This window comes from Aquabacterium soli (assembly GCF_003933735.1).
GTDB classification, from domain to species: domain Bacteria; phylum Pseudomonadota; class Gammaproteobacteria; order Burkholderiales; family Burkholderiaceae_C; genus Aquabacterium; species Aquabacterium soli.
On record NZ_RSED01000013.1, the window covers coordinates 1 to 22,250 of the forward strand.

Annotated in this window: 28 protein-coding genes; 7 read left to right on the plus strand and 21 right to left on the minus strand. The window is 63.4% G+C overall.

The genetic code is table 11. From position 1 onward, the window contains the following. Positions 1-155: 155 nt before the first annotated feature. From EIP75_RS16070 to EIP75_RS16130, 13 genes are all read right to left on the minus strand, one after another. Complete coding sequence (locus tag EIP75_RS16070; RefSeq protein WP_125244299.1) at positions 156-1,721, minus strand: hypothetical protein; 1,566 nt, start codon at positions 1,719-1,721, stop codon at positions 156-158. A gap of 9 nt (positions 1,722-1,730) precedes the next feature. Beyond that, on the minus strand, positions 1,731-2,399 hold the full coding sequence (locus tag EIP75_RS16075) for a DUF7146 domain-containing protein (RefSeq protein WP_125244300.1): 669 nt from the start codon (positions 2,397-2,399) through the stop codon (positions 1,731-1,733). Positions 2,400-2,481: 82 nt separating this feature from the next. Then, a complete protein-coding gene (locus EIP75_RS16080) occupies positions 2,482-2,916 on the minus strand; it encodes a hypothetical protein (RefSeq protein ID WP_125244301.1) in 435 nt (144 codons plus the stop codon). Continuing rightward, complete coding sequence (locus tag EIP75_RS16085; RefSeq protein ID WP_125244302.1) at positions 2,916-3,419, minus strand: hypothetical protein; 504 nt, start codon at positions 3,417-3,419, stop codon at positions 2,916-2,918. Before EIP75_RS16085 ends, EIP75_RS16080 begins: the two co-directional genes overlap by 1 nt. Before the next feature lie 358 nt (positions 3,420-3,777). Continuing rightward, positions 3,778-4,068 (minus strand): helix-turn-helix domain-containing protein, encoded by a 291-nt coding sequence (locus EIP75_RS16090; RefSeq protein ID WP_158622875.1) that lies wholly within the window; start codon positions 4,066-4,068, stop codon positions 3,778-3,780. Between the two features lie 14 nt (positions 4,069-4,082). Beyond that, positions 4,083-4,349 (minus strand): helix-turn-helix transcriptional regulator, encoded by a 267-nt coding sequence (locus EIP75_RS24610; RefSeq protein WP_233584909.1) that lies wholly within the window; start codon positions 4,347-4,349, stop codon positions 4,083-4,085. 169 nt (positions 4,350-4,518) lie between these two features. Then, positions 4,519-5,481 carry a hypothetical protein gene (locus EIP75_RS16100; protein ID WP_125244304.1) on the minus strand — a complete coding sequence of 321 codons (963 nt, stop codon included), beginning with the start codon at positions 5,479-5,481 and terminating at the stop codon, positions 4,519-4,521. Positions 5,482-6,074: 593 nt separating this feature from the next. Beyond that, on the minus strand, positions 6,075-6,728 hold the full coding sequence (locus EIP75_RS16105) for a hypothetical protein (RefSeq protein ID WP_125244305.1): 654 nt from the start codon (positions 6,726-6,728) through the stop codon (positions 6,075-6,077). A gap of 570 nt (positions 6,729-7,298) precedes the next feature. After that, positions 7,299-7,760, minus strand: coding sequence for a hypothetical protein (locus EIP75_RS16110; protein WP_125244306.1), 462 nt, complete (start codon positions 7,758-7,760; stop codon positions 7,299-7,301). Positions 7,761-7,768: 8 nt separating this feature from the next. After that, positions 7,769-8,053 (minus strand): hypothetical protein, encoded by a 285-nt coding sequence (locus EIP75_RS16115; protein ID WP_125244307.1) that lies wholly within the window; start codon positions 8,051-8,053, stop codon positions 7,769-7,771. Beyond that, positions 8,050-8,529: a hypothetical protein gene (locus tag EIP75_RS16120; protein ID WP_125244308.1), complete on the minus strand. Its 480-nt coding sequence runs from the start codon at positions 8,527-8,529 to the stop codon at positions 8,050-8,052. Before EIP75_RS16120 ends, EIP75_RS16115 begins: the two co-directional genes overlap by 4 nt. 9 nt (positions 8,530-8,538) lie before the next feature. Further along, positions 8,539-9,039, minus strand: coding sequence for a hypothetical protein (locus tag EIP75_RS16125; RefSeq protein WP_125244309.1), 501 nt, complete (start codon positions 9,037-9,039; stop codon positions 8,539-8,541). After that, positions 9,036-9,596 carry a hypothetical protein gene (locus EIP75_RS16130; protein WP_125244310.1) on the minus strand — a complete coding sequence of 187 codons (561 nt, stop codon included), beginning with the start codon at positions 9,594-9,596 and terminating at the stop codon, positions 9,036-9,038. Before EIP75_RS16130 ends, EIP75_RS16125 begins: the two co-directional genes overlap by 4 nt. A 113-nt stretch (positions 9,597-9,709) precedes the next feature. Here EIP75_RS16130 and EIP75_RS16135 point away from each other — a divergent pair, with 113 nt between their 5' ends. Further along, complete coding sequence (locus tag EIP75_RS16135; protein WP_125244311.1) at positions 9,710-9,922, plus strand: hypothetical protein; 213 nt, start codon at positions 9,710-9,712, stop codon at positions 9,920-9,922. On the opposite strand, the gene EIP75_RS16140 is transcribed toward EIP75_RS16135, so the two are convergent. From EIP75_RS16140 to EIP75_RS16170, 7 genes are all read right to left on the minus strand, one after another. Continuing rightward, positions 9,919-11,253, minus strand: a complete 1,335-nt coding sequence (locus tag EIP75_RS16140) for a tyrosine-type recombinase/integrase (protein WP_338014934.1) — start codon at positions 11,251-11,253, stop codon at positions 9,919-9,921. The two genes, EIP75_RS16135 and EIP75_RS16140, sit on opposite strands and share 4 nt — an antisense overlap. Before the next feature lie 202 nt (positions 11,254-11,455). Next, positions 11,456-11,656, minus strand: a complete 201-nt coding sequence (locus EIP75_RS16145; RefSeq protein ID WP_125244312.1) for a DUF3606 domain-containing protein — start codon at positions 11,654-11,656, stop codon at positions 11,456-11,458. Between the two features lie 154 nt (positions 11,657-11,810). Continuing rightward, positions 11,811-13,052, minus strand: coding sequence for a clostripain-related cysteine peptidase (locus EIP75_RS16150; RefSeq protein ID WP_125244313.1), 1,242 nt, complete (start codon positions 13,050-13,052; stop codon positions 11,811-11,813). Between the two features lie 14 nt (positions 13,053-13,066). Further along, positions 13,067-13,606, minus strand: coding sequence for a hypothetical protein (locus tag EIP75_RS16155; protein ID WP_125244314.1), 540 nt, complete (start codon positions 13,604-13,606; stop codon positions 13,067-13,069). A gap of 63 nt (positions 13,607-13,669) precedes the next feature. Beyond that, positions 13,670-14,233, minus strand: a complete 564-nt coding sequence (locus tag EIP75_RS16160; protein WP_125244315.1) for a hypothetical protein — start codon at positions 14,231-14,233, stop codon at positions 13,670-13,672. A gap of 137 nt (positions 14,234-14,370) precedes the next feature. Then, positions 14,371-16,242, minus strand: coding sequence for a sensor histidine kinase (locus tag EIP75_RS16165; protein WP_125244316.1), 1,872 nt, complete (start codon positions 16,240-16,242; stop codon positions 14,371-14,373). Next, positions 16,239-16,910, minus strand: a complete 672-nt coding sequence (locus EIP75_RS16170; RefSeq protein WP_125244317.1) for a response regulator — start codon at positions 16,908-16,910, stop codon at positions 16,239-16,241. The genes EIP75_RS16165 and EIP75_RS16170 overlap by 4 nt, the downstream gene beginning before the upstream one ends. Before the next feature lie 118 nt (positions 16,911-17,028). On the opposite strand from EIP75_RS16170, the gene EIP75_RS16175 reads away from it, so the two are divergent. The 4 genes from EIP75_RS16175 to hprK all read left to right on the plus strand — a co-directional run bounded on the left by EIP75_RS16175 (position 17,029) and on the right by hprK (position 20,122). Further along, positions 17,029-17,634, plus strand: a complete 606-nt coding sequence (locus EIP75_RS16175) for a CHAP domain-containing protein (RefSeq protein WP_158622876.1) — start codon at positions 17,029-17,031, stop codon at positions 17,632-17,634. Between the two features lie 308 nt (positions 17,635-17,942). Further along, the gene (gene hpf, locus EIP75_RS16180) at positions 17,943-18,293 is read left to right on the plus strand and encodes a ribosome hibernation-promoting factor, HPF/YfiA family (RefSeq protein ID WP_125244319.1); all 351 of its coding nucleotides are present in this window, start codon (positions 17,943-17,945) and stop codon (positions 18,291-18,293) included. A gap of 338 nt (positions 18,294-18,631) precedes the next feature. Then, on the plus strand, positions 18,632-19,102 hold the full coding sequence (ptsN, locus tag EIP75_RS16185; protein WP_125244320.1) for a PTS IIA-like nitrogen regulatory protein PtsN: 471 nt from the start codon (positions 18,632-18,634) through the stop codon (positions 19,100-19,102). A gap of 75 nt (positions 19,103-19,177) precedes the next feature. Further along, positions 19,178-20,122 carry an HPr(Ser) kinase/phosphatase gene (gene hprK, locus EIP75_RS16190; RefSeq protein ID WP_125244410.1) on the plus strand — a complete coding sequence of 315 codons (945 nt, stop codon included), beginning with the start codon at positions 19,178-19,180 and terminating at the stop codon, positions 20,120-20,122. Between the two features lie 65 nt (positions 20,123-20,187). On the opposite strand, the gene fur is transcribed toward hprK, so the two are convergent. Continuing rightward, positions 20,188-20,625, minus strand: a complete 438-nt coding sequence (fur, locus tag EIP75_RS16195) for a ferric iron uptake transcriptional regulator (protein ID WP_125244321.1) — start codon at positions 20,623-20,625, stop codon at positions 20,188-20,190. A gap of 141 nt (positions 20,626-20,766) precedes the next feature. Here fur and EIP75_RS16200 point away from each other — a divergent pair, with 141 nt between their 5' ends. Beyond that, complete coding sequence (locus EIP75_RS16200) at positions 20,767-21,327, plus strand: outer membrane protein assembly factor BamE (protein ID WP_233584911.1); 561 nt, start codon at positions 20,767-20,769, stop codon at positions 21,325-21,327. A gap of 67 nt (positions 21,328-21,394) precedes the next feature. Then, entirely contained in the window at positions 21,395-22,231 is an 837-nt protein-coding gene (gene dapB / locus EIP75_RS16205) for a 4-hydroxy-tetrahydrodipicolinate reductase (protein ID WP_274379818.1), read from the plus strand. The last annotated feature ends 19 nt before the right edge of the window (positions 22,232-22,250 follow it).

A 22,250-nucleotide genomic window follows, 5' to 3' on the forward strand; every position in this document is an offset into this window, starting at 1 on the left:
CGCACGGGTGGTCAGGTGCTGCACGATGGCCGCATCAGCATATCCAGCCTGCCTGGCGCCTGTCAGATCGAAGCCGGTCTGCTTTGCGAGGTGATCAACGATCTGCGCGTCTGTGTAGCCTTCGCGGCGCGCGCCTTCAACATCAAAAGGCATCGTCAGTTTCCTTCAAAGCTAGAGAGTGGGCGACGTTGGCCGCCAGCGGCCGGTGTGCCGCTGGGTTGATCGAATGCTGACAGCGGCTTGCGCTTGTCGTCTTGCGGCCTCTCTGCGAAGCTCGGTTGCCTGTAGCCATTGGCAGAGCTGTAGACGTCACGCAGTCCTTGTTGTTCACTCTCGTACAGTTGCTTGAAGCGCTGCAGCTTCTTCACGGCCGTTTCCCGGTCATCCGTAATCAAAGGAATGAACGGCATCAAGCGGGGGCTTTCCGCAGCGGTCACCGCTGCACCGCTTCGGTCGTGGATAACTAGACTACCGATATCAGCAATCATGGCGCGCGTATCGACGCCCTCAGGGTCGTTGCGGTTCAGGACCGATTGAGGCCAGTAGCCTTTCCAGCCAGTGGCTTGCTTATCCCCCTTCAGTTCGCCGACGTCCTTACCTTCGATCAGATTCAAGGCGTCATTGATCTTCGCCAGGTTCTGCTGGTTGGTAATGATGGCTGTGCTGGCCTGCGAAGGGATCGGGTTCAGCGGCCGACCGTAGGTCTGTCCAGTCGGGCCGGTGACTGGCGTTGCCTGACCGCTGCGCGTGTTCACGACAACGGGGCCTTGATCGGTCTGGATGATCTGGGTGCTTCCGTTATCGCGCTGCCACTGCTGCGCCTCGCGAGCGCGCCGGTCTGCTGCGATGCCATCGGGCGTCATGGTCTTAGCAATGCGCTTGCGGACCTCTAGCGTCACGGGATCGATGGCATTGACGCTGCCGCCAGAATCTTGCCAAGTTGGCTCAACGAATGGGCGAACCCCCGTGTTTACGCGGCGGCCGAAGTCATCCAGGCCAATAAGCTCCAGCCCCTTGCCATCTGCTGTTGGCACCCGCTCCCAGCGTGTAGCCTTGGGCAGATTCCAGGTGTTCATATCGGCAACCGAGCGCGCTTCATCGATAGAGAAGCCATTGCGCAGGAGATCTAGCGCGTTCAGGGGTGACGTAGGCGGCGATTGAGTGGGAGCGCCACCAACGCCGCCTGAGGCTTGGGTGCCGCCCGGGATGGGGCCGTCGCCCGTGGAGTTACCGACAGGGCCACCGCTTGGCATCGGCGGTTGAGGCTGCCCCCCGCCTTGCTGTCCGGTCATGTTCTCCCAGTACGCCTGGCGCCTGCGCCGCTGGCTCAGATCGAACTGCTGGTTCTCGTTTTGAGTGTTGATCCCCGTGAGCTGGGCACCCATCAGGTTCTTGCGCTGTTCATCAAAGGCGGCTTGGCGCTGGTTCTCGACGGCGCTGGCGTAGCCCTGAAGGCCACCCAACCCAGCAGTGCCAAGTGCGTTCCATCGGCCAATGCCTGGGCGGCCAGCACTCGCAAGACCAGCGAACGCCGCACTCAGCAATCCTTGTCCGAGCGGACTCGATGCCAGGTTAGAGAACTGCCCAAGCAGCCCGCCCTGATTCTGATCCGAGGTATCAAGTAAACCAGCCATATTTAGCCTTCGAGAAACGCTTCTGATGCCTGTATAAATATACAGTATTGCGGGTGAGTCGGGGGCATTTTTTATCAACCAGGCCATGGACTTTCATCAATGTTCATCGGCTTCCCTGGCCGCTACGTCATCGGCGGGGACAGCGCCAGAAAGCAACATTTCTTGATGCCATGAGGCGCCTGGCGTGGGCGGGTAGAACACCTCAGCGGCAAGCCCTGCAGCGCGGGCCCTGTCCGCCAGGTGTTCGGCTTCTGTGGCCGTGGCGTCGGTGGCGAATATCGCCAGCTCTTGCGCGATGTCGGGCCAGTCAAATGCGGCCAGGTCGCTGGCGGTGGTGACGGCGCACAGGCTCACGGGCAAGTCAAGGAGATGCCGGGCCGCAATGGCGTTATCCAGCGCCAGCGCAACCCCGATGCTTGGGCCCATGGGGCAATCAATGCGGAAGTGAGCCCCGGGTGATTCGTGAATCAGCATCGTCTGCACAGGCTCAATAAGGCCCGCGTCAGGAGCGATATAAACGGCTTCAAGGCCTACCACTTGGCCGCGCCCGTCATGCAGCGCCATCACGAGGGCCGGGAAGGCGCCGAAGCACTCCCCGCCGACGACGTAGGGTAGCGCGTCATGCGTGCGCACGGTCTGCGGTGGGATGATGCGTGCGCGCGCGTCCTGCATCAGCTTATGCGCGATGTCGCCGGGCTCGGCGGGCTTGCTTTGCTCAAGCACTGATTGAGCGATTGCGGAGCGCTGTTCAATATCGGCGGTCATGGTGCGATGTGCTTTCGGTGTTGGAAACCCACGGGTTCCCAGTGGGTTGCCCGTGGGTTCAGTTAGTCCGGGTGTCGTCTGCTCAGGCTTGAACTAGCGACAGTTGCCCGCCCGGCCCTCCAGTTGCCAGCGGTGCGCCAGGTTCGGGTGTCTCCGCGATATCGCCCAAGTCTTGAGCCAGATCGGCAAGGCGCTCGGCGATGTGCTCCGCTGAGTTGAGTTCGACGCCCACATGCTGACCAGCGGTCAAGGCGTCGGCCAACATCCTTTCCAGATCACGCGAACGCTCACACAGAACTTCAATGCGCGCCAGGATCTTCGCCAGGGTGGCGCGCAGGCGATCAGGCACGGGAACGCCCATCATGGCCGCCGCCACCTGAATCTGCGCTGGGTGAGCATCGACAATGCAGCCCTCCGAGAAGGACTCGTCCTCAAACCGGACCAACCCGTTTTCCAACAGGCTGATGTTGAGTGCCGGGAAAGTTTGCTTGGTGCATTTCATGATGTTGTCCTTCATTACTGTCCTTGACTTGCTGCGTTGTAGGAATCGACCCATGGGTCATCTAAAGGCTTCACCGTCAAGACAGGGGTTCTGCTCAACTTGGCTCTACTCGACTCCGCTCTGCTCAACTCAACTCCGGACCCGCAGGCGACTTGCGGGTTACCCGGCGAGTCACCCGACGAGCCACCCGAAGGCTCAGAGTTGGCAGAAGGAGGGCGACGGCTGTTGGTTTTTGCGGCCCCTTGCTTGCCGCCCTGGGACTGCCTTTCACGAATCGCCGCAAGGTGTTCGCGGTAAGCATCCAACTCGGGCGATGTGATCTCGCGGCCATCTGAGCGGAAGAAAGCCATAACGTTGGGCAGGGCCGCGACGACTTCACCGGCGTCATAGCCCAGCACACGGGCCAGAAGGTGGGGATCTGCTGGCAAGCAGCGGTTGACCCAGCATTCCAGCCTCATCGAGAACAGGAGCCCGCGTTCGGCCAGCGTCATGACGCGGTACTGGCGCGACGCAAGCATGTCGCTGGCATATTCTTGATAGCAGGGGGGCTGTCGGTTCTGAGACATGGATTAGCCCCCCAAAGCGCGCAGCAGCGCAGAGACAGCGCGCCTGTCGGGACAGGCCAACGACAACCCGGCCGCGCCGTGGGACACAAGGAATGAGCCGTCACACAGCGCGAACAGTCGGCCACCGATGCGCCTACATGCCGCCTCCAATGCATTCACGGGATCGCGCTCGTCGTCGTGCTTGTGTGTCGAAAACTCTTGAGTCGAAACGTCCGTTCCCGTAAACTGGCTGTGCTGCTTTTCATGTACCCCCGCAAAACCCACCGGTTCCCCAGCCGGTGGGTTTTTGCTTTGCGGGTTGCTGTGCGTGTTACTGCGCATTGAGCACCCCCTCGGGTTCGTGGATCAAGCTGTACAGCGCTACGCCGTTATGCGTGAAGCCATCGGCGTCCACTGTCGTAATCAACGTTCTGGTGATGATGAAGCCCAAGCCGTTCAGCTCACGCACACGGCCTGCTGGGTGGCTGATGCCGCGTCGGCGCAATTCGTAGGTATGTTTTGCTCCTGTGCGCAGAGCGTCAGCAGTGCGGATCAGTTGCGCCCATGTGGCAGTGCTACGGCCGACATTCACGGGCGGGCGGTGTTTGGTGTGCTGCTCCATGTCCACGCCTTTCATTAGCGAGCCAGGGCGGCGCGCAGATCGCCCACCACCCAGCGCGTGGTGTTGCCCTGCTTAATGGGCGCGGGGATCAGGCCAGCCTTGACGCGAACCCATGCGGTATCGCGGCTGATGTCGTAGAGGGCGCAGACGACTGCCTCGGGGACGCGAGCGCAGTCGGGCAGCTTGTCGAAGTCGTAGAGGGTTTGGCGAGTGCGCTCGGCGCGCTGCTGCGCCCGCTGTTGCTTCGTGGGCGTTTGGGCAGCTTCAATACAGTGGTTCATTTCGTCGATTCCTTTTCGGGTGGATCGACGGGTCACCTCGTCAGGCCCCGTCGGTGTTAACCGGTTGGGGCTGACGATATGTAGTTAATGAATCGCTGCCTATGCTTTGTGAGTGGTCGGGAACCAGGGCGGGAAGTCGGGAACCAGGATGGGAAGAAGGGCGCGCACGCTATGCGTGGCTTTTCTGCATCTTTGGATCAGAGATGAAATCAGAGATGAAGTTGGAAATTGTCTTTCTCTTGACGTATTGATGGCCGCCGTACCTATCTCGGTAACGTATCTCGTAGCCTTGTTTGTCACTTGGCTCAATGCCATGCGCCGCCCCATTTGCTTTAAGGAAGCGGATCACAGTCGTAATGCCTTGGCCCTTCTGCCTGGCCATTTGCACGACTTTGTCGCGGCGTTCAATCAAGAACGATTTCCACTCCACCATGCCACCGGTCATTAACTCATCCCCGGCCCCGACTGGTGCGGCGTTCTGTGTTTTGATTGGCTCGGTGGAAGCGGCGGCGGACACCTCCGAGTAGAGAACTTCCACGACCACCGGCCGCAACGGCTCTTCCTGACCCATCCATTCACGCAGGTGGTCCAGGTAGATCATGGTTTCGTCCGTAACGCGCGGCGATCTCCATCGCGATCCCCTGAGGTCGAAGGCGGCCAATCCGCCCGCTTCTGCAGCGGCCCGAAGCCTTCTTGCCCATTCGACGAAAGTGATGCTTCTAAGCAACCTAAGTTGGCTCCAGTCGGTCCATTCTGTATCTGCCCACTGAATGCACCCCTTGAAGACCTCCGCACCGTCAACCATCGTGCTTGGCGTGTACGCGGGGTACCCGGTGCGCGCCTGCTCTGGGTAGCCACCGAGGCCCAAAATTTCCACCTCATCGGTTATCTGTTGCTCATCCCAATCCTTTGCATCTTCCAGGCTGTGCCATGCGTGGCCGGGCTTGGGGCGCCGCCAGAACAGGCCCGGGTAGCTGGCATCGCGCTTGAAGACAGGCAGCCGCGCGATGACCTGGCCTGCTTTCCCGGTCGGCTCTGGCATCTCGGGATAGTCTGAGTCCGTGAGCGCCCATGCTGTCTCGCTAATGGAGTAAAGAGGTGTCGCTCTCAGTGGCAGAACAAATGGTGTCATGGGATTACCACTCCTTTGCTGAACCAATGGCGCCGATGGAGGCGCGAACCGATGCGCCAATGGGGCAGGCACACGCCAGGAACGCGCCAGAGCCCACAAAACGAAGTCGGCAAGGGGTAGGCGTGGCTCGCGCTTGCGTGTGCGCCTATCGAAGTCGCGACCGGTGACGCGAAAGCCGCCGTTGTCGGCGTGGTTGCCGATTACTAGCCTTCGGCGCTGTAGCTCTTGCTGTAGGGCTTGGCCGGGGGCTTGGTCTGCCTTGAGGGGATCAAGGTTTAGAGAGAGGGCGGCGCACTGGCTGACGTTGACGGCCAGGAGGTCGAGCCACAATGCCCAATCCGGCGCGAGATCCGCGCTTTTGTTCTGCTGCTCATGCCCGCCCACTTGCACCCCTCGTGCAACCCCGATGAAAAGCGAAGGTCAGGCGGGCCCAATCGGGGGGAACCGGGCGTTCACAGTGATTTGCGGTCGCTGCTAGCCTGATAGGTCGGCAACATATATCGACGAATTTTTATTGCAACAGTGCCCGAGCAATTCTTAGGGGATTGAGGAACGAAGCCTGGTCCCCTGATTGCGTGGCCAGCTTGGCCCCATCAAGCGCTGCTAAGCGTGACTTCGGCAATTCGTTGGCGAATAGCTGATTCCACTTGCATGAACAGTTCAATTTCCTGCTCGGAAAACACATCCTGGACCGTGACAGTCTGAAGCAGCAGGCGGGCATATGTGGACGCCATAGAAACGCCACGCTGCTGCGCCTCCTTAAGTTCCTGTCGCATGGCCTCGGCCTTCTTGCCCTTCACCGGCTGCGGCACGGGCTTCTGCTTCTTGGCCTCGCGCAACATGAAGGCTGTTGTGACTTCGCCAGCAGTGGCTTTGGCTGTAGCTACCGCCGTTTCGAAATGCTCGGTTGGCATCGCGGCCAGTTGCTGGTAGCGGCTGGACTCGTCTTTGGTCAGGCCCATGTCAGCCAAGGTTGGCGACGCGGTCGAATCATCAGACCGCGTGGTGCCACGGTTTGTGCCGGGGACTGTGGCCCCCTTGTTCTTTTCCGTGGTGGACAGCAACTCGCCACACCGACGCTCGGCCCTGACTTTGATCTCGGTGGCGTACTGGATCAGATCCTGATCCTTGGCTTGGCGCGCATAAGCCGCCATGGCCTCGGCCTTGTCGCGGATGTCCTTGACCTCATCGACCTTGTGGCACTCAGCCAATGCTTGGCGGGCCTGCTCATAGCGAACGAGTTGCATATCAGAACTTGGGTGACAGTGTGCGGTACCGCAATGACAATATATTGAGGTGAACGAATTGCAATAGGTCCCTCCCGATTTTTTTGATGGCCCGGCATCGGTCGGGGGGTTGCGACTGGCGCAAACGCCTATGGGGAGTTATGCCCGCCGACCATTTCGAGACTGCCGTTGCAATCGCCAAGGAATCGGCCAAACAAGTCCGCGTCCGTCACGCGGGACAGACGCGGAGTCACGCGTGACCGACATGTGACCGACCTTAGGGTGACAGTGCCAGCAGGTCAGGATGGGGCTAGGTTGCGTTATCTCAGCGCCTCTGCACCCATGGGCTTAGGCGCCGCCGTTTTTGCTTGCTTGAGCCCACGCAATTTTTGGCCCGCCGCACTTTGCGCCCCATTTGCCCCACCTGGCAGACCCCACCCACCCCTAGCGGCCCCTTTCGCTGTCGCTCCAGGTATATGGTTACTCTAGATAGCACTCCAGTTTCTGGAGTAGAGGGGCTGTAGATAAGTGCCCGCATTGCTCCAGATTCTGGAGTAGTAGGGGGCTCGCCTACTCCAGTTTCTGGAGCAATCATGCGGCTGCTACTCCAGTTTCTGGAGTAAGGACCGCGTTTTGACGTGGCACCACCCGGGCCAGCGGTTCATGCATCTTGAAAGCATTGCGCATGAATGCCTTTGCGCCTGCGTCGTGCTTGTCGCTGACATCCAAATCAAACCACGTCAGGGCGTACAGGCTGCACTTGTTGGGACGCTGGCCCTTGCGCGCCTCGAACAAGAAGCCGGATTTCAGTAGCTCGTCCTTTGCCTTGTGCAATGTCGTCTGACTGGCCCATCCTCGCGGCTCCATCAGCTTCCAAGCGATGGACAGATCCCCGTTGTTGTCGCCCCGGTACTGCGCGCCTAAGTCCATCAGCAGCTTGACGGCCGATCCAGACAGGCGGACAAATGCCGCCGCGTTCAGCACTGAGTGCGGCATCGCCAGGAACCCGCCTTGCACGCGCGAGCCCTTGAAGCGATTTCGACTGCGTGACATGTCTGTCCCTAGTCGATAGTCCCCATTGGCTTCCCATAACGCATCAGGCCCACCGCGAAGGCAACCACCGTGAGCCCTTCGCGCTCAATGTGCTGACGGTCGTAGACCATCAGCAGCACGGGCCCAGTGTTCGACGCCTGTGCTAGCACGTAGGGGAACGTGAGGGGCACTGGATGGGCGGGCTTGTCGCGCATGATGAGCAGATCCCCGGCGAGGAGATCTCCCACGGGCGCGCTCAAGGTCACGGCTTTGTCTGTGACGGGGTTGAAGTTGGATTTGAGAACGGCGGTCATTGCTGCACCTCGCTTTCGACCTTGGCCCCGGTCGCAATGGCCTTGCGGGTAGCTGCGTGCTCACGCATGAAGGCGTCCACCTTGGCGGACAGGCCCTCCTGGCAAAACTCTATGTAGTCGTTCGGTAGATGACCTGGCCGCTTCTCGCTTCGCACGACAATAGCGAGCACGTCGCAGGCGGCCTCGATGTCACCGGCCGCGACGTGCAGCATGTTTGCGCGCCAATAGGCGTCACGCATCGTCGGCATGGTGTGAAGGACCCCAATCAGTTCATCGCAGCGGGTTTGCATGGACGGGGCAAGGGTGCCCGCGACATGGGCAACAGAGGCGGCGCACTGATCGGCCCCGATGTGGCTCGGGTTGTGCAGTTCGTTCCGAAGCATGTCGGTCTGGGTGGATATGGCACGCGCGTCTTGGGCCATGTCCCGCAGCAGGCTTGCGATTTGGCCTTGTACGGTCGTTGTGATCGTTTGCATAGCGCCCCCTTAGCCTTGCTGGCGCTGGTTGAGCCAGTCGCGGGCGGAACTTATCTCTGCCTGTCGGCGTTCCTCGATCAAGCGCCAGAGGTCGAAGCCTTCGGCCGCCTCCATGGCGAGGCTTTCAAGCACGCCGAGAAAGGCGCGTTCGGTCGGGCCGATGCTGCCGCCCTGAATCATCGACTCCACCACTTGCCAGAGCCACGGCCGATATTCACCCGTACGGCGCTCTTGGATGAAGTGCCCGGCATATTCGACGCCGACAGCGCGGAGCGCCTGCCATTGCAGGACATCGGCCCAGCGTTCGCCGTCCCTTTGTCCCAAGCCGGAGGGCTGCGCTACCTCAACCTGCAACGGGTGCCAGTGGGAGTACACAATGTCGCGCCTTTGCCGGATGAATGGCGCATATGGTTCGGTATTGGCCTTATCGCCAGCCGCTCGGACGGATGGCACATGGGCAAGTTGGGTGGCGGGTCTTGCCGCCTTGATGCGAATGGTTTTGGTAGTCATGCTGCACCTCCGGCAACAGGCAGCAGTCTGGCTTTGAACGCTTGAAAGCCACTGTCCGCAGCCGCCTCACGCACGCGCACACCGAAGCAGTGAAGTTGAATGAAGCCATCGTGCGATTGCCGGTGAAGTTCGTCAGCGAGGGCTTTTCGCTTCTCCGCCAACTCCCGAGCATCGTGGTCTGGGTTGGCCAGATGGCAGCGCAGTACCCATAAGTCACCATTCGTCCAAAGCCGCATCGGCCCCTTGAGACCTTCTGGACGGGTGCGGCGCAACACATACCTGAACTCGCCGGTTTGCCAGAACAGGCGTGCGCCTCCCCTTGGCCATTCGGCGCCCTCGGGGACTACGCCCTCTGCTTCAAGCTGGGCGCGACTGCCGCGCATCTCCCAAAAGGAAACACGCCCAGCCCCTGTGGTGATTACCAGCGGCGTGGTGTTTTCAACAAGAACTGATGCGTTGCTGGCTTCTGGCCCCGCGTCAGGGGGGGGCTCCCCGCTTTGGGTGGGTGAATTTTTGGCACGAGTGTGCCCATTGCCCATAAAATCATTTGTAGGCATAGCGAGTGCTCCTGTAAGCGCGTTTTTGCTCAGAGCCCGGTTCCCGCTCCAACGGTGCCGGGCTCGTCTATTTGCCTGTAACCCACAGGCTAGGGATAAGTTAGGGGTCTTCCATGGTGGTGTTTGGGCACGAAGTGCCGGATGTCATGGTGGTCAAAATCGTCTTCGTATTGGCGATAGCTGCGCTCGCTGGCGTGTATGAAGGCTGGACGGGCCGCAGCTTCGGACGAAAGCCACGGCCGGAAAAACCGCCCGAGCCAATCCCGGGCGAGGTTAAGCACATGGGGATGGTTGACGAGGTGCCGCCCGATCAGCGGTTGCCTTAAGCCTCGGCTCCTTTCTTCATCGGTATTACCTTGGCTGGCGTCTCGACACGGGACAGAAACTCTGCCCAGTCGTTCATGAGGTGGCGGCGCTTCTCAAACAGGTCGCCGCGCCGGTAGGCCGCTTCCGTCTTGTCCTTGATGGTGTGGGCCAAAGCCATTTCACACACGTCACGCGGGTAGGCCGTGCGTTCGGCACACCAGTCCCGGAAGGTGGAGCGGAAACCGTGGGGGACGCCCTTGGCCTTCATGCGGCGCATCACAGCACTGAGCGTCATGTCGGACAACATCCCGCCGCGTGGGGCCGCGAACACGTAGGGTGAATCGGCCAGCACCGGCATGGACTTCACCAGCGCCAGCGCCGGAGGTGATAGGGGGACGCGATGCTCCCGCCCTGTTTTCATGCGGTCGCCAGGAATCACCCACAAGGCGTTGTCCAGGTCGAACTCCTGCCAGGTCGCGCCGCGCACTTCGCCCGAGCGGGTGGCCGTGAGGATGGCGAAGTGCAAGGCCTTGGCGCCCACGCCCTCGACTTTGGTCAGGTCTGCCAGGAACTCGCCAACCTTTGACACGGGCACGGCTTGATGGTGGGCGGTCTTGCTCACCTTCTCAGGACGCACTAGCAACTTGTCCAGATTCCCGCGCCACCGCGCCGGGTTCTCGCCCTTGGGGCGGTGGCCGCTGACTGCGCACCAATCTATAACCTGCTCAACGCGCGAGCGCACCCGGGTGGCTGTCTCGGTCTTGGTTGTCCAGATGGGCTGCAGCACGTCGAGAACATGGGGCAGGGCAATGTGCCGCACGTCCATTGCGCCGATCTTGGGGTAGACGTAAGCCTCTAGGGTCGCTTCCCATTGCTTGGCGTGCTTCTCGTTCTTCCAACCTGGGCGCAGCGCCGCAACAAGCTTCTTGGCCGCTCCCTCGAATGTGATCACGGCGGCGCGGGCAGCCGCGTGCGTGCGGCGCTCGTCCTCGCGCAGTTGAATGGGGTCGTGGCCCCGGTCCAGCTTGTCGCGCTCTTCCCGTGCCTTCTCCCTGGCGCGGGCCAGGGTGATCTCAGGGAAGGACCCTAAGCCCATCTCGCGGCGCTTCTTATCTACGTGGTACCGCAAGATCCAGCTACAGCCCCCGCCCGTGGTGACGTTGAGGGCCAGTCCGGCGACACCGCCGACGAAGTGAACGCCGGGAACAGCCTTCTTTCTGGAGACCTCCAGAGCGCTGAGTTCCTTAGCTTTCTTCGGCATGTCGGCTTTCCCTTTTTTGTTCCCACCTTTGGGCGTCTGATCGGATCTTACTGATCCGGACGGCGGCTGACAACCATTCAGCGGCCACATAGGGGAAAGTAGGGGGTTTGGCGCATCAGTCCGACGAGGCCTGACGGCAAAAAAGTTATATGTGGCGGACACCCTCTCCGCCAAGTAGAAACGGGCCCTCCAGGGCCCGTTTTTCATTCCGGGGCCACGCCTCAGCACCCCAGTTGCGCACCTGTCTGGCAACGCCGGATGGCCAAGGGGCGCAGCCGTCGGCGCACGCAGGTCAGCCGGCCTGCTTGGCCACCCGTTCGCTGTTACTCGATGAGCGGCTGCCTTTGAGATGCAGTTCCACATCGTCGGGGTGGTTTCCAACCGCTTTCACGGCTTCACGGATTTGTTCAGCGGAAGCGTCGAATTTTCGAGCCCATGTCGACAGGGCTTGATCGCTGTTCACGTCGATGCGCTCAACATTCGGTTTGGACATGTCGTTCTCCTGGTTCGTTTCAGACACCATGCTCCGGCAACCGTCATGCCCGGGCATGGCTGCGCAGGGCCGATGGTGTGGATCGAGCCGCTCTCGTGAGGGCCGGCTGAAGGTCCGGTCGCTCACAGGGCAGGTGATCAGGCGAACTCGTGCGTCATTTGAAGGCCGCATCCAGCACGGCCAGCCAGCGCGTCTGCTGCGCAAACTGCAGACGCCCGTACTCCGCCCTGTTGGCCAGGTAAGTTGCCCGAGAGTTCGGCGAGAAGATGGACAAGCCCATCGACTGTCGATAGTCCTCTCCTGACGACAAGGCCAGCACACACTGCTGAAGGGCCTTGGCGCTTTCCTGCAAGGCCGTCATGGTGGCCGGAGGCAATCCCGGCAAGCCGGCCAGGGCCGTGGCCAGGCTGCGCACATCGGCCAGACCGCCGTCCTGGTACTTCACCACCGAGCCGGAGGCGGCCGCCAACGCGCGCTTGAGCAAGGGCGCACGGCCTGCAGCATCCGCATTCGTCCACGACAGCAGGCCCGCGCAGGCAGTTCGGAAATGAGCCACGGCATCGGCCCAGCCCGCAGCCGACAGGTCGATGGCCACGCAACTGTCGAAGCTGGCCTGTGGCGAGAACCGAGCGGCCACGGTGCGGGCCACGTCCGCAGCGGCCATGGCGCCCTTCTGGGCGGTGATGACCGCCGCGGCCCCGTCCAGCACGATGCCGGCGGCCGACAGCTCGTCGATCGACGCCACCACGGTGCTCACCGAGCCCCGCAGTTCGTGCAGGGTCTCCCAGGCGCTCATCAGGCAGGCATCGAAGACCAGCACATCGATGGGTCGGCCCCGGCGGGTCGCTATCTTCTCGCAGACCGCGCCCAGTTCGGCGTTCGACAGGTAGTCCCGGCTTCCGCCGTCGATCAACAAGGCACGCGTGGCACGCCGGGCGGCGCTGGCCCGACTGCCGAAGAGGCTGCGCGGATGGTGGATGGCGCGGGTGCCCTGTGGGGCCGGGCGCGCACGCCGACGTGCCGTGGCGCTCTCCAGGCCCAGCAGGGCATCGACCTGGCTGTCCTGCCAGGCGGCGCCATGCCCTGACAGCACCAGCACGGTGCGGTCGGCAGGGCAGATGGCGCCGCTCCAGGCCACGAAGTCGCCCAGGCTTGCCGGATCACCTACATCCACGTTGGGCAGCGACAGCACCGGCTGCCGCCCGGCCGGGTCGAGCACCATGCGGCGTGTCGGCACCCGGCTCGCATCGAGCTGGGCTGTCGCGGCGACGAAGCGGTTGGTGCACACCCTGGCCAGGCTGCCGAGCTGACGCTGGATGTAAGGTGCCAGCGCGCTGGCACCATCGATGGCCTCGCCACCGCCGTACACCATGATTGCGAGGGGCCAGTTGGCCATGGCGTGCTCCTTCCTCAGTCCGGCTGCTGGTCCGCGTGCTCCTGCAACTTGTACCCGAGGTACATCAAGCCCAACCCCCTGGCCAGCCGGATGGCCGCCGTCACCGGGCCACGTGTCGGGGCGGTAAGGCTGACGAGGTCCGCTTCGAGCGCATCGAGTTGCTGGTCCAGATCGACCTCGACGTCCTGCGACAGCACCAGGTTGGACAGGTAGCCCGAGACACTCTGGCCGTTCTTGCCTTCATACAGGCCTGAGAGGTAGGCCACGATGCTGGCCAGCTCGAAGACACCGGTGCGGACCTGGGCGGGAACGCCTGAGCGCAGCTTGCGCCGGGCAGCTCTCAGGATGGTCAAGGCGCTGATGAAGGTCTGTTCGTCCCGCTCGGACAGGGCGGAGGACGGCGCAACGCCGCGCACATCAAGTGCGCCGATGCTGGCCAGGAAGTCATCGTCGAACCACCACCAGGGGCGGGTGATCATGCCGTCGCGGGGGCCATAGCCCGAGCCGGGCGTGGTAGGCATGGTGATGGAAGGAGGCAAGGTCTTGCGGGTCATGTCGATCATCCTTGATGCCCTTGCAAGGGCTGTGAATTGGAGGAGTGTGCGGAACGTCGCTTGTCAGGGGGTGGCCGGGTTGAACAACTCGAAGGCGCTACCGACGACTTCGGCGGCACCTTGGGCGAACAAGATCCTGCCGATGGCGCCGATGGCGGCCTTCTTGAAGCTGCGCGTCTCCGGCGGCACGGCCAGCAGTTGCGTCAGCGCCGCCTCAATGCTGTCCAGCCAGAGGTTCAGGCGCGGCGGTTCGGGCGAATAGAACAGGCCCTGGAAACCCTGGTTCGGTACCGCGTTGCGTGCCAGGCCCTTGGCATCCAGGAAGCCCGTCAGGTGGCTGACGGTGGTCAGGATCTGCCAATGGGCGGCCTTGGCCTTGAGGATGTCCGCCGAGGCGAGGTTCGTCCTCGCGGTCTTGAGCGCGTGGAGGGTCACGTTCAGGGAGATGCGGTCGTTGGCGCTGAGCACGATGTCGTCCCCGGCATCATTCGCGTCGGTGTCGACATAGGACGCGTTCGAGGTCGTCGTGCCCGTGGACGGGTCGTCCGGGAAGCTGTCGGGCGACAGGGGCGGCGGCAGCGCTGTGCCATTGAGGCTGCCATTTTCAAGTGTGTTGGAGGCGTTCATCAAAGTTCCTTTCGAAGCAGACGTGGTGTGTGTTGCCCACGAGAGGAACTTTAAAAATTGGCGCATGCCATCGGAATCCCGCCTTCAGGCACGCGCATCGCGCCTTCACGGTATGGCGGGCGCAAGGCGCACAGGCCTCAGCAGGCCAGCGTCACCAGCACGCGCACCCCCCGGCCTGCTTCGCCAGGGCCCACCTCAAGCCTTGCGCCCACCTGCTCGGCGCGTGCACGCATGTTGCTCAGTCCGCGGCCTCCGGAGGTTGTGCCGCCGACCAGTCCCCGGCCGTCATCCTCGATGCGGAGCGTCACCTCGCCCGCGCAGTGCCGCAGGAGCAGCGCCACGTGCGTGGCACGCGCGTGCTTGGCCACGTTGGTGAGCGACTCCTGCGCGATGCGCAGCACCTGCAGGGTCGCGTGGGGCGGCAGGCGCAGGTCATCGCCTGCGACGTCGATGTCCCATGTGCAGCGCACACCCACCGCGTCCAGCTCCGCCTGCCAGCGGAACATGAAGTCGCCGAAGGCGCTGAGCAGGTCGGGGTCGTCGGGCGCCAGGGCATCCAGTGCCAGACGCATGTCCGAGATGCAGGCGCGCAGTGAATCGGCCATCTGGGGGGCGTCCATCACGCCCCGCTCCACGCGGGAGAGCGACGTGAAGAGCCGGGAGCCCACGCCATCGTGGATCTCGCGCATGATCAGCTTGCGCTCCTCGGCCGCGGCGTTCTGCCGCTCCAGGTAGGCCAGGCGCAAGTAGTTGTCGGCCAGGCTCTTCTCACGCTCGGCGATCCGTTGCTCCAGCGTCTGATTGAGCTCACGCAGTGATTTCACGGCCCGCACGAAGCGCACGGTCAGCAGCATCCCCATGCACAGCAGCAGGACGTTGGCCCCATGGTGCAGCAGGAAATAGCGCTCGCTCGCCCAGGCCGGCGCCACGCTGGCCACCAGGGCCGGTTTCCACACCACGAGGTAGTCATTGACACCCGACAGCGTGGCCAGTGCCAGCGCGCACGGCAGCAGCAGCGACGCCGCCGTGCGTTGTCGCCAGGCGGCCAGGAAGGACACCACCACGGTGGCGATGGCGATCGGGATGAGCCCGGCCGTCCACAACCGGTTGACCAAGGCATCGCTGCCCACGCCATGCCAGGCAAACCACAGGGGCCCGGCCAGCCAGTACAGCAGCAGGCCCCGCTCCACCCAGCGCTGGCGCAGGCCCGCCAGGTGTGACGCGAAGATGACCATCACCACGATGAAGCCGCCCGTGCCGGCCAGATACACCAGTCGCCACAGCGGCCAGCGCTCCGCCGGCACCACCTCCATCACGAAGGTCAGCGTGCGGATGCCCCACAGCAGGGCGGCCAGGCCGAACCACCCGTACAGGGGCTCCGGCAGACGCGACCAGATCAGCAGCACGAAGGCCGACACCACCAGGCAGGCGGCCACCGTCAGCTGCGGCACCGTGCTCACCCAGAACATCCGCCGGTCGTGCGCAGGCTCGAGCTCGGACATCGGGCCCACCAGCGGGCGGGGAAAGGTCAGGCTCGTTTCGCCGGCCACCGGCGCGGCATGAACCCACAGCTCATGGCGCCCGACCCCGAGCAGGTGTTCCGGCACGACCACCAGATGAGGCCGTTCCCAGCGGATTTGTACACGCTCGGTCGAGGTCGGGATGTCGGCGATGCGCACACCGTCAAGCCAGACCTGTCCGCCGCCATAGAGGTAGGGCAGCAGGACGCCCCAGAACGCCGTCGGCTGACGCTGCAGATCGAAGGACATCCGGAACCAGGTGGGCGACGGTGAGGCCTCCGACGGCCGCATCACCGGCAGGGCCGTGGCCTGCCAAGGCTCGCTGTCTGCAGGAGGGCGTGCCTGGGGGGAGGGCAGGTAGAAGGCCTCGCTCATCGTCAGCGCTTTGCCGGGCGAGGTGTCTCTCGACACCGTCAGCCACAGGCCGCCTGCGGCAAGGCAGGCCAGCAACAGCCCCAGCCACAGGTCCGCCAGGGCCCGCCGGCTCACAGCAGTCCCATCTGGGTCGCCTCGTACACCGCTTCGCCCCTCGAATGCACCGCGAGCTTGCGGTAGATCTTCTTCACGTGCGCCACCACCGTGTGGGGTGAAATCTCCAGCAGCTCGCCGATCTTCTCGAAGCTCAGTCCCTTGGCCGTCAGCTTGAGCAGCTCGATCTCGCGGGAGGTCAGCACGGGATCGGGTGGTGGCTGCTCTGGCGATTTCGCTGTCGGCGGGCGCATGCGGGCCAGGACGCGCCGCGCGATGCTGGGGCTGATCGGTGAGCCGCCAGCGCGGACGTCGTGGATGCTGGCGGCGATGCGCTCCAGTCCAGAGTCCTTCAGCAGGTAACCGGTAGCCCCGGCCTCCAGCGCCTCGAAGACATGCTGGTCGTCGCCGAACATCGTCACCACCAGCACATCGCACTCGGGTTGGTGGCGGGCCACATGTTTGATCACCTCGGTGCCGCGCATGTCGGGCAGGCCCAGGTCCAGCAGGATCACGTCCGGGGTGTCGGCCGAGAGCATGGCCAGGGCCGCGGTGCCGGTCGATACCGCGGCGGTCAGCGCCAGATGGCGATCATCCAGGATGGCCTGGGAAAACCGGTGCATGAACTCGGGCTCATCCTCGACGACCAGCACACGGACCTGAGGATGGAGGGGCGATTCATTCGGCATGGCGGACATTCTGGACGAAGACGCGTGCGTCGCACATCCCGCCAACACGCTATGGCAGCCCGCGGGCCCGCGCCCTATATTGGCCGCGCCGCCACCCGATCCGCGAAGGAAACATCCCATGAGCACCGTTGACGATGTCCTGGCCCGCGCACGTTCCGCCGTCGGGCATTCCACCCTGTACTGGCTGGGCCAGGGCGGCCAGGATCCCGAGCGGGCAAGGCCATCGAGTCCGCTGCCTGCTGGCAAGCTCTGGCCCACGCTGCCCGCGAGCCAGCGTGCTGAGCTGGAGCCGCTGGCCCAGAAGCTGGGCATCGATGTGCACGACCCGCACCTGATGCTCGATGCCTGCGACTGCTCGGGCTATGTGTGCTGGGTGCTCGGCTTTGCACGGCACACCACGCCGGCCTCCTTCACCGACCCGGGCGGCTGGATCTTCACGGACAGCATCTGGGCCGATGCGATGGGGCCCGGCCATCGCTTCAAGCGGCTGGACAAGGCGCGTCCTGGCGCCCTGGTGGTCTACCCAAGGAAAGGCAGCGGCAAGCAGTACGGCCATGTGGGCATCGTGATGGAGGCCGATGCATCGGGGCGTGCCACCCAGGTGGCACACTGCTCGGCCGACAATGCGAAGTCGGAGCTTTTCGACGCCATCCAGATCACGTCTGCGGAGGTGTTCGAACACAACGTGCACAGCCTCTATGCGTGGTGCCAGACCGTGCGATGAACGAATGGTGGCAAGGTGTAACCATGGATTCCCGGCCGTGAAAGCTCTAGCACAAGCCGCGTGGCCCATCTTGTCCGGCCTCATCGGGAAACCCCGCGAAAACACGCCAAAACACTGTATTTCGGCGTTCCTTCACAAGGGTCAACGGGTCGATACAAACACTCTCCGCATGGGCTTGTCTCCCACCTGATTCGGGGGCACACTGACCTTCCGGTTGACGGTTTTCAGCAGCGCCAGAAAGCGCTTTCTGACAGCTGCCAGACGGTCGCCGGGTCTCTGTATCAACCCCTGCTCCCAAAGGAGGCAGTATGAATCTGACGATCAGTGGCCATCATCTGGAAGTGACTCCCGCGCTGCGCGAATACGTGCTCACCAAGCTCGATCGCGTCACGCGACATTTTGACCAGGTGGTGGACGTGACGGTGCTACTCACGGTTGAGAAGCAGAAGGAAAAGGAGCGCCGCCAGAAGGCTGAAGTCAATCTTCACGTCAAGGGCAAGGACATCTTCGTTGAAACCTCCCACGAGGATCTTTATGCCGCCATCGACCAACTGATGGACAAGCTGGATCGACAGGTCTGCCGCCACAAGGATCGCGTGCAGGATCATCACCACACCTCACTCAAGCGAGAGGCAGAAGCATGGGATGTGACCCAATGAGCCATTCAAGCCGCACACAAACAACGCACTGCTTGGTGTGACCTGGTAGTGGGTCGCCCGCACAGCGAGGCACCAAGCTATTGACGGCCCTTCGGGGCCGTTTTTCATGTCTGGCCCATTTGTCATCCGGTCATACTGCTGTTGCGTTGCAGAGGTAGGCGAATTTCTGCTCACAATGGAACTTCTTGTACTTGCTGCGGTGCAGCAATGGGTGCAGAATCCCTCAATCCAATGGTGCCCCGGTACTGTTGGTCGGACCTTTGGCTTCCTATAATCCGCCGCTCAGCCGTCTCGGGAGTGGGGGACAAGGTTCTTACCGTCGCCCCCGCTGAAACACGATGAACAGACTTTCCGCCATCCTGCCCTCCGGCCAAGTGCTGGTGGATGTGGACGCCAGTAGCAAGAAGCGCGTCTTCGAGCACGCTGGCCTGCTGTTCGAAAACCAGCATGCCATCGCCCGCGCCACCGTCACGGACAACCTGTTCGCGCGTGAGCGCCTGGGTTCCACCGGTCTCGGCCACGGCGTGGCCATCCCGCACGGCCGCATCAAGGGCCTCAAGAACCCTCTGGCCGCCGTCATCCGCCTGAGCCAGCCCATCCCTTTCGACGCGCCCGACGACGAGCCCGTCAATTTGCTGATTTTTCTGCTCGTGCCCGAGGCCGCCACCCAGCGCCACCTCGAGATCCTGTCGGAGATCGCCGAGCTGCTCTCTGACCGCGATCTGCGCGAGCGACTCAAGACCGAGACAGAAGCCAAGACCGTGCACGATCTGATCGAGCGCTGGCAGCCCCTGAAGTCCGTGGCCTGAGCCCGGCGGCGCCAGGCCAACGTCCACGCAGACGCAACCCCACCCCAGGCCAACGTGAGCGCCCAAGACCTCGCCATCATCAGCGCCGAAGTCCTGTTCGAAGCCAACCGCGGCGCCTTGCGCTGGGAATGGATCGCCGGGCATGCCCACCCCGAACGCCGCTTCGACGAAGAAGCCGTGCAGACGGCCCAGTCGGCCGCCGACCTCGTCGGTTACCTCAACTACATCCATCCGTACCGCGTGCAGATCGTGGGACGGCGTGAGCACGCCTACTTCGAGAACTCCACGCCCGAAGACCAGGAGCGCCGCATCCAGCGCATCGTGACGCTGGAGCCGCCCGTGGTGGTGGTGGCCGACGGGCAGAACCCTTCTGACCGCCTGGTGGCCATGTGCGGCCGCGCCGGCATCCCGCTGTTCGTCACGCAGGAGCCCGCCGGCCACGTCATCGACGTGCTGCGCAGCTACCTCACCCAGCACTTCGCCGAGCGCATCACGCGCCACGGCGTGTTCATGGACATCCTGGGGCTGGGCGTGCTGCTGACCGGCGAAAGCGGTCTGGGCAAGAGCGAACTGGGCCTGGAGCTGATCTCACGCGGGCACGGCCTGGTGGCCGATGACGCGGTGGACCTGTACCGCGTGTCGCGGTCGGCCATCGAAGGCCGCTGCCCCGAACTGCTGGCCAACCTGCTCGAGGTGCGCGGCATCGGCCTGCTGGACATCAAGTCCATCTTCGGCGAGACCGCGGTGCGCCGCAAGATGCGCCTCAAGCTGATGGTGCACCTGGTCCGCAAGGAAACCATGGAGCGCGAGTTCGAGCGCCTGCCCTACGAGCCTCTGTACGAAGAAGTGCTGGGCGTGCAGATCCGCAAGGTGGTGATCGCGGTGGATGCAGGCCGCAACCTGGCCGTGCTGGTAGAGGCCGCCGTGCGCAACACGGTGCTGCAACTGCGCGGCATCGACACCTACAAGGAATTCATCGACCGCCATCAGCGGGCGATGGAGCGCGGCACGCTGGATTGAACGACAAGGCCCCTTCCAGAGGGGCCTTTTTCTTTCAGCTGGCGACCGCCATCAGCGGTCTGGCATCAACGGTGATGCTGGTGGCTCTTCTGGCACTCAGGGCGGTTGCACACCACGTACAGCGCCAGCGCATGGTCCTGCAGGGCGTAGCCCCGCTCCTTGGCGATGGCCTGCTGGCGGCGCTCGATCTCGGCGTCGTAGAACTCTTCCACGCGGCCGCACACCACGCAGACCATGTGGTCGTGGTGCTTGCCTTCGTTCAGTTCGAACACGGCCTTGCCGGCCTCGAAGTGGTTGCGGCTGAGGATGCCGGCCTGTTCGAACTGCATCAGCACACGGTAGACCGTGGCCAGCCCGATGTCCGAGCCTTCATTGAGCAGCACCTTGAACACGTCTTCGGCCGTCATGTGGCGCTGCGTGGCCTGCTGGAACACCTCCAGGATCTTGATGCGCGGCAGCGTGGCCTTCAGGCCGCTGTTCTTGAGTTCTTCTGCGTTGTTCATGGCGGGTTCTCGCAAATCGGGGCGAAGCCTGGGCGGCCCCGCTAGAATGGGTAGATGATATCGGGCTTGGCCTGTTCAAGCGAACGCACGCCTTGCGCTGCGCCCAAACCCTCCATTTTCCGCCTGAAAGGACGACGTCCTGTGTTGAGCTCTATTATCCGCCGGCCCTGGGCCGGGGTCGCCGTGTCGGGGGCCCTGCTGGCCCTGTCGGGCTGCAGTTCCTTGTCCAGTGGTGCATTGTCCAGCCCCGAGACCCTGTTCGGCCTGCTCAAACCCTACCGCATGGAGGTGGTGCAAGGCAACGTGGTCACGCAAGAGGTGATGGCGCAGATCCAGCCCGGCCTGGGCCGCAACCAGGTGCGCGACATCCTGGGCACACCCCTGCTGGCCGACATCTTCCACGGTGATCGCTGGGATTACGTGTTCACCATCGCACGTCAGGGCATCCAGCCCCAGCAGCGCCGCGTCAGCATTTTCTTCAAGAACGATGTGGTCGAACGCTTCGAGGCCGACACCCTGCCGTCCGAGCGTGAGTTCGTGGCGGCCATCACCCGCGAGCAGAAGCTCAAGAAGCCCGATCCGGACCTGACCGCCGAGCAGATCGCTGCCTTGCCGGTGCCCGCCAAGGCGGACACGCAGGCCACCAAGGTGCCGCAAGGCGCCGTGCGCGACTACCCGCCGCTCGAGGCCGGCCGTCCCTGAGCCAGGCCCTGGGCAGCCGCCCTGATCCCGGACACATCAGACACATGACACCAAGACGAGGCCGACCGTGCCCAACACGCTGAACTCCGACACCCCTGACACCGCTTACCGCGTGGGCATCGCAGGCGCCTCCGGCCGCATGGGCCGCATGCTGGTCGAGGCCGTGCTGGCCGCGCCCGACTGCACATTGGCCGGCGCACTGGATGTGCCCGGCAGCCCGGCCGTGGGCCTGGATGCCACCGCCTTCCTGGGGCAAAGCAGCGGCGTGGCCATCGCTTCCGATCTGGGGCAGGGCCTGGCCAACGCCCAGTTCCTGATCGATTTCACGCGGCCTGAAGGCACCATGGCGCACCTGCGCCACTGCCGTGAGCACGGCATCAAGCTGATCATCGGCACCACCGGTTTCACCGATGAGCAGAAGGCCGAGATCGAAGCCGCCTCGCGCGACATCGCCATCATGATGGCGCCCAACATGGCCGTGGGCGTGAACGTGGTGCTGACCCTGCTGCGCCAGGCTGCCAAGGCCCTGAACCAGGGCTACGACATCGAAATCATCGAGGCCCACCACCGCCACAAGGTCGATGCGCCCAGCGGCACCGCGCTCAAGATGGGCGAGGTGGTGGCCGAGGCCCTGGGCCGTGACCTGAAGGACTGCGCCGTGTACGGCCGCGAAGGCGTGACCGGTGAACGCGACCCGAGCACCATCGGCTTCGCCACCATCCGCGGTGGCGATGTGGTGGGCGACCACACCGTGCTGTTCGCCGGCATCGGCGAGCGCATCGAGATCACGCACAAATCGTCCAGCCGGGCCACCTATGCGCAAGGCAGCCTGCGGGCGGTGCGCTTCCTGGCGCACCAGCCCCACGGCCTGTTCGGCATGGACGACGTGCTCGGCCTGCGCTGAGCCAAGGGGCCGCAGTTCC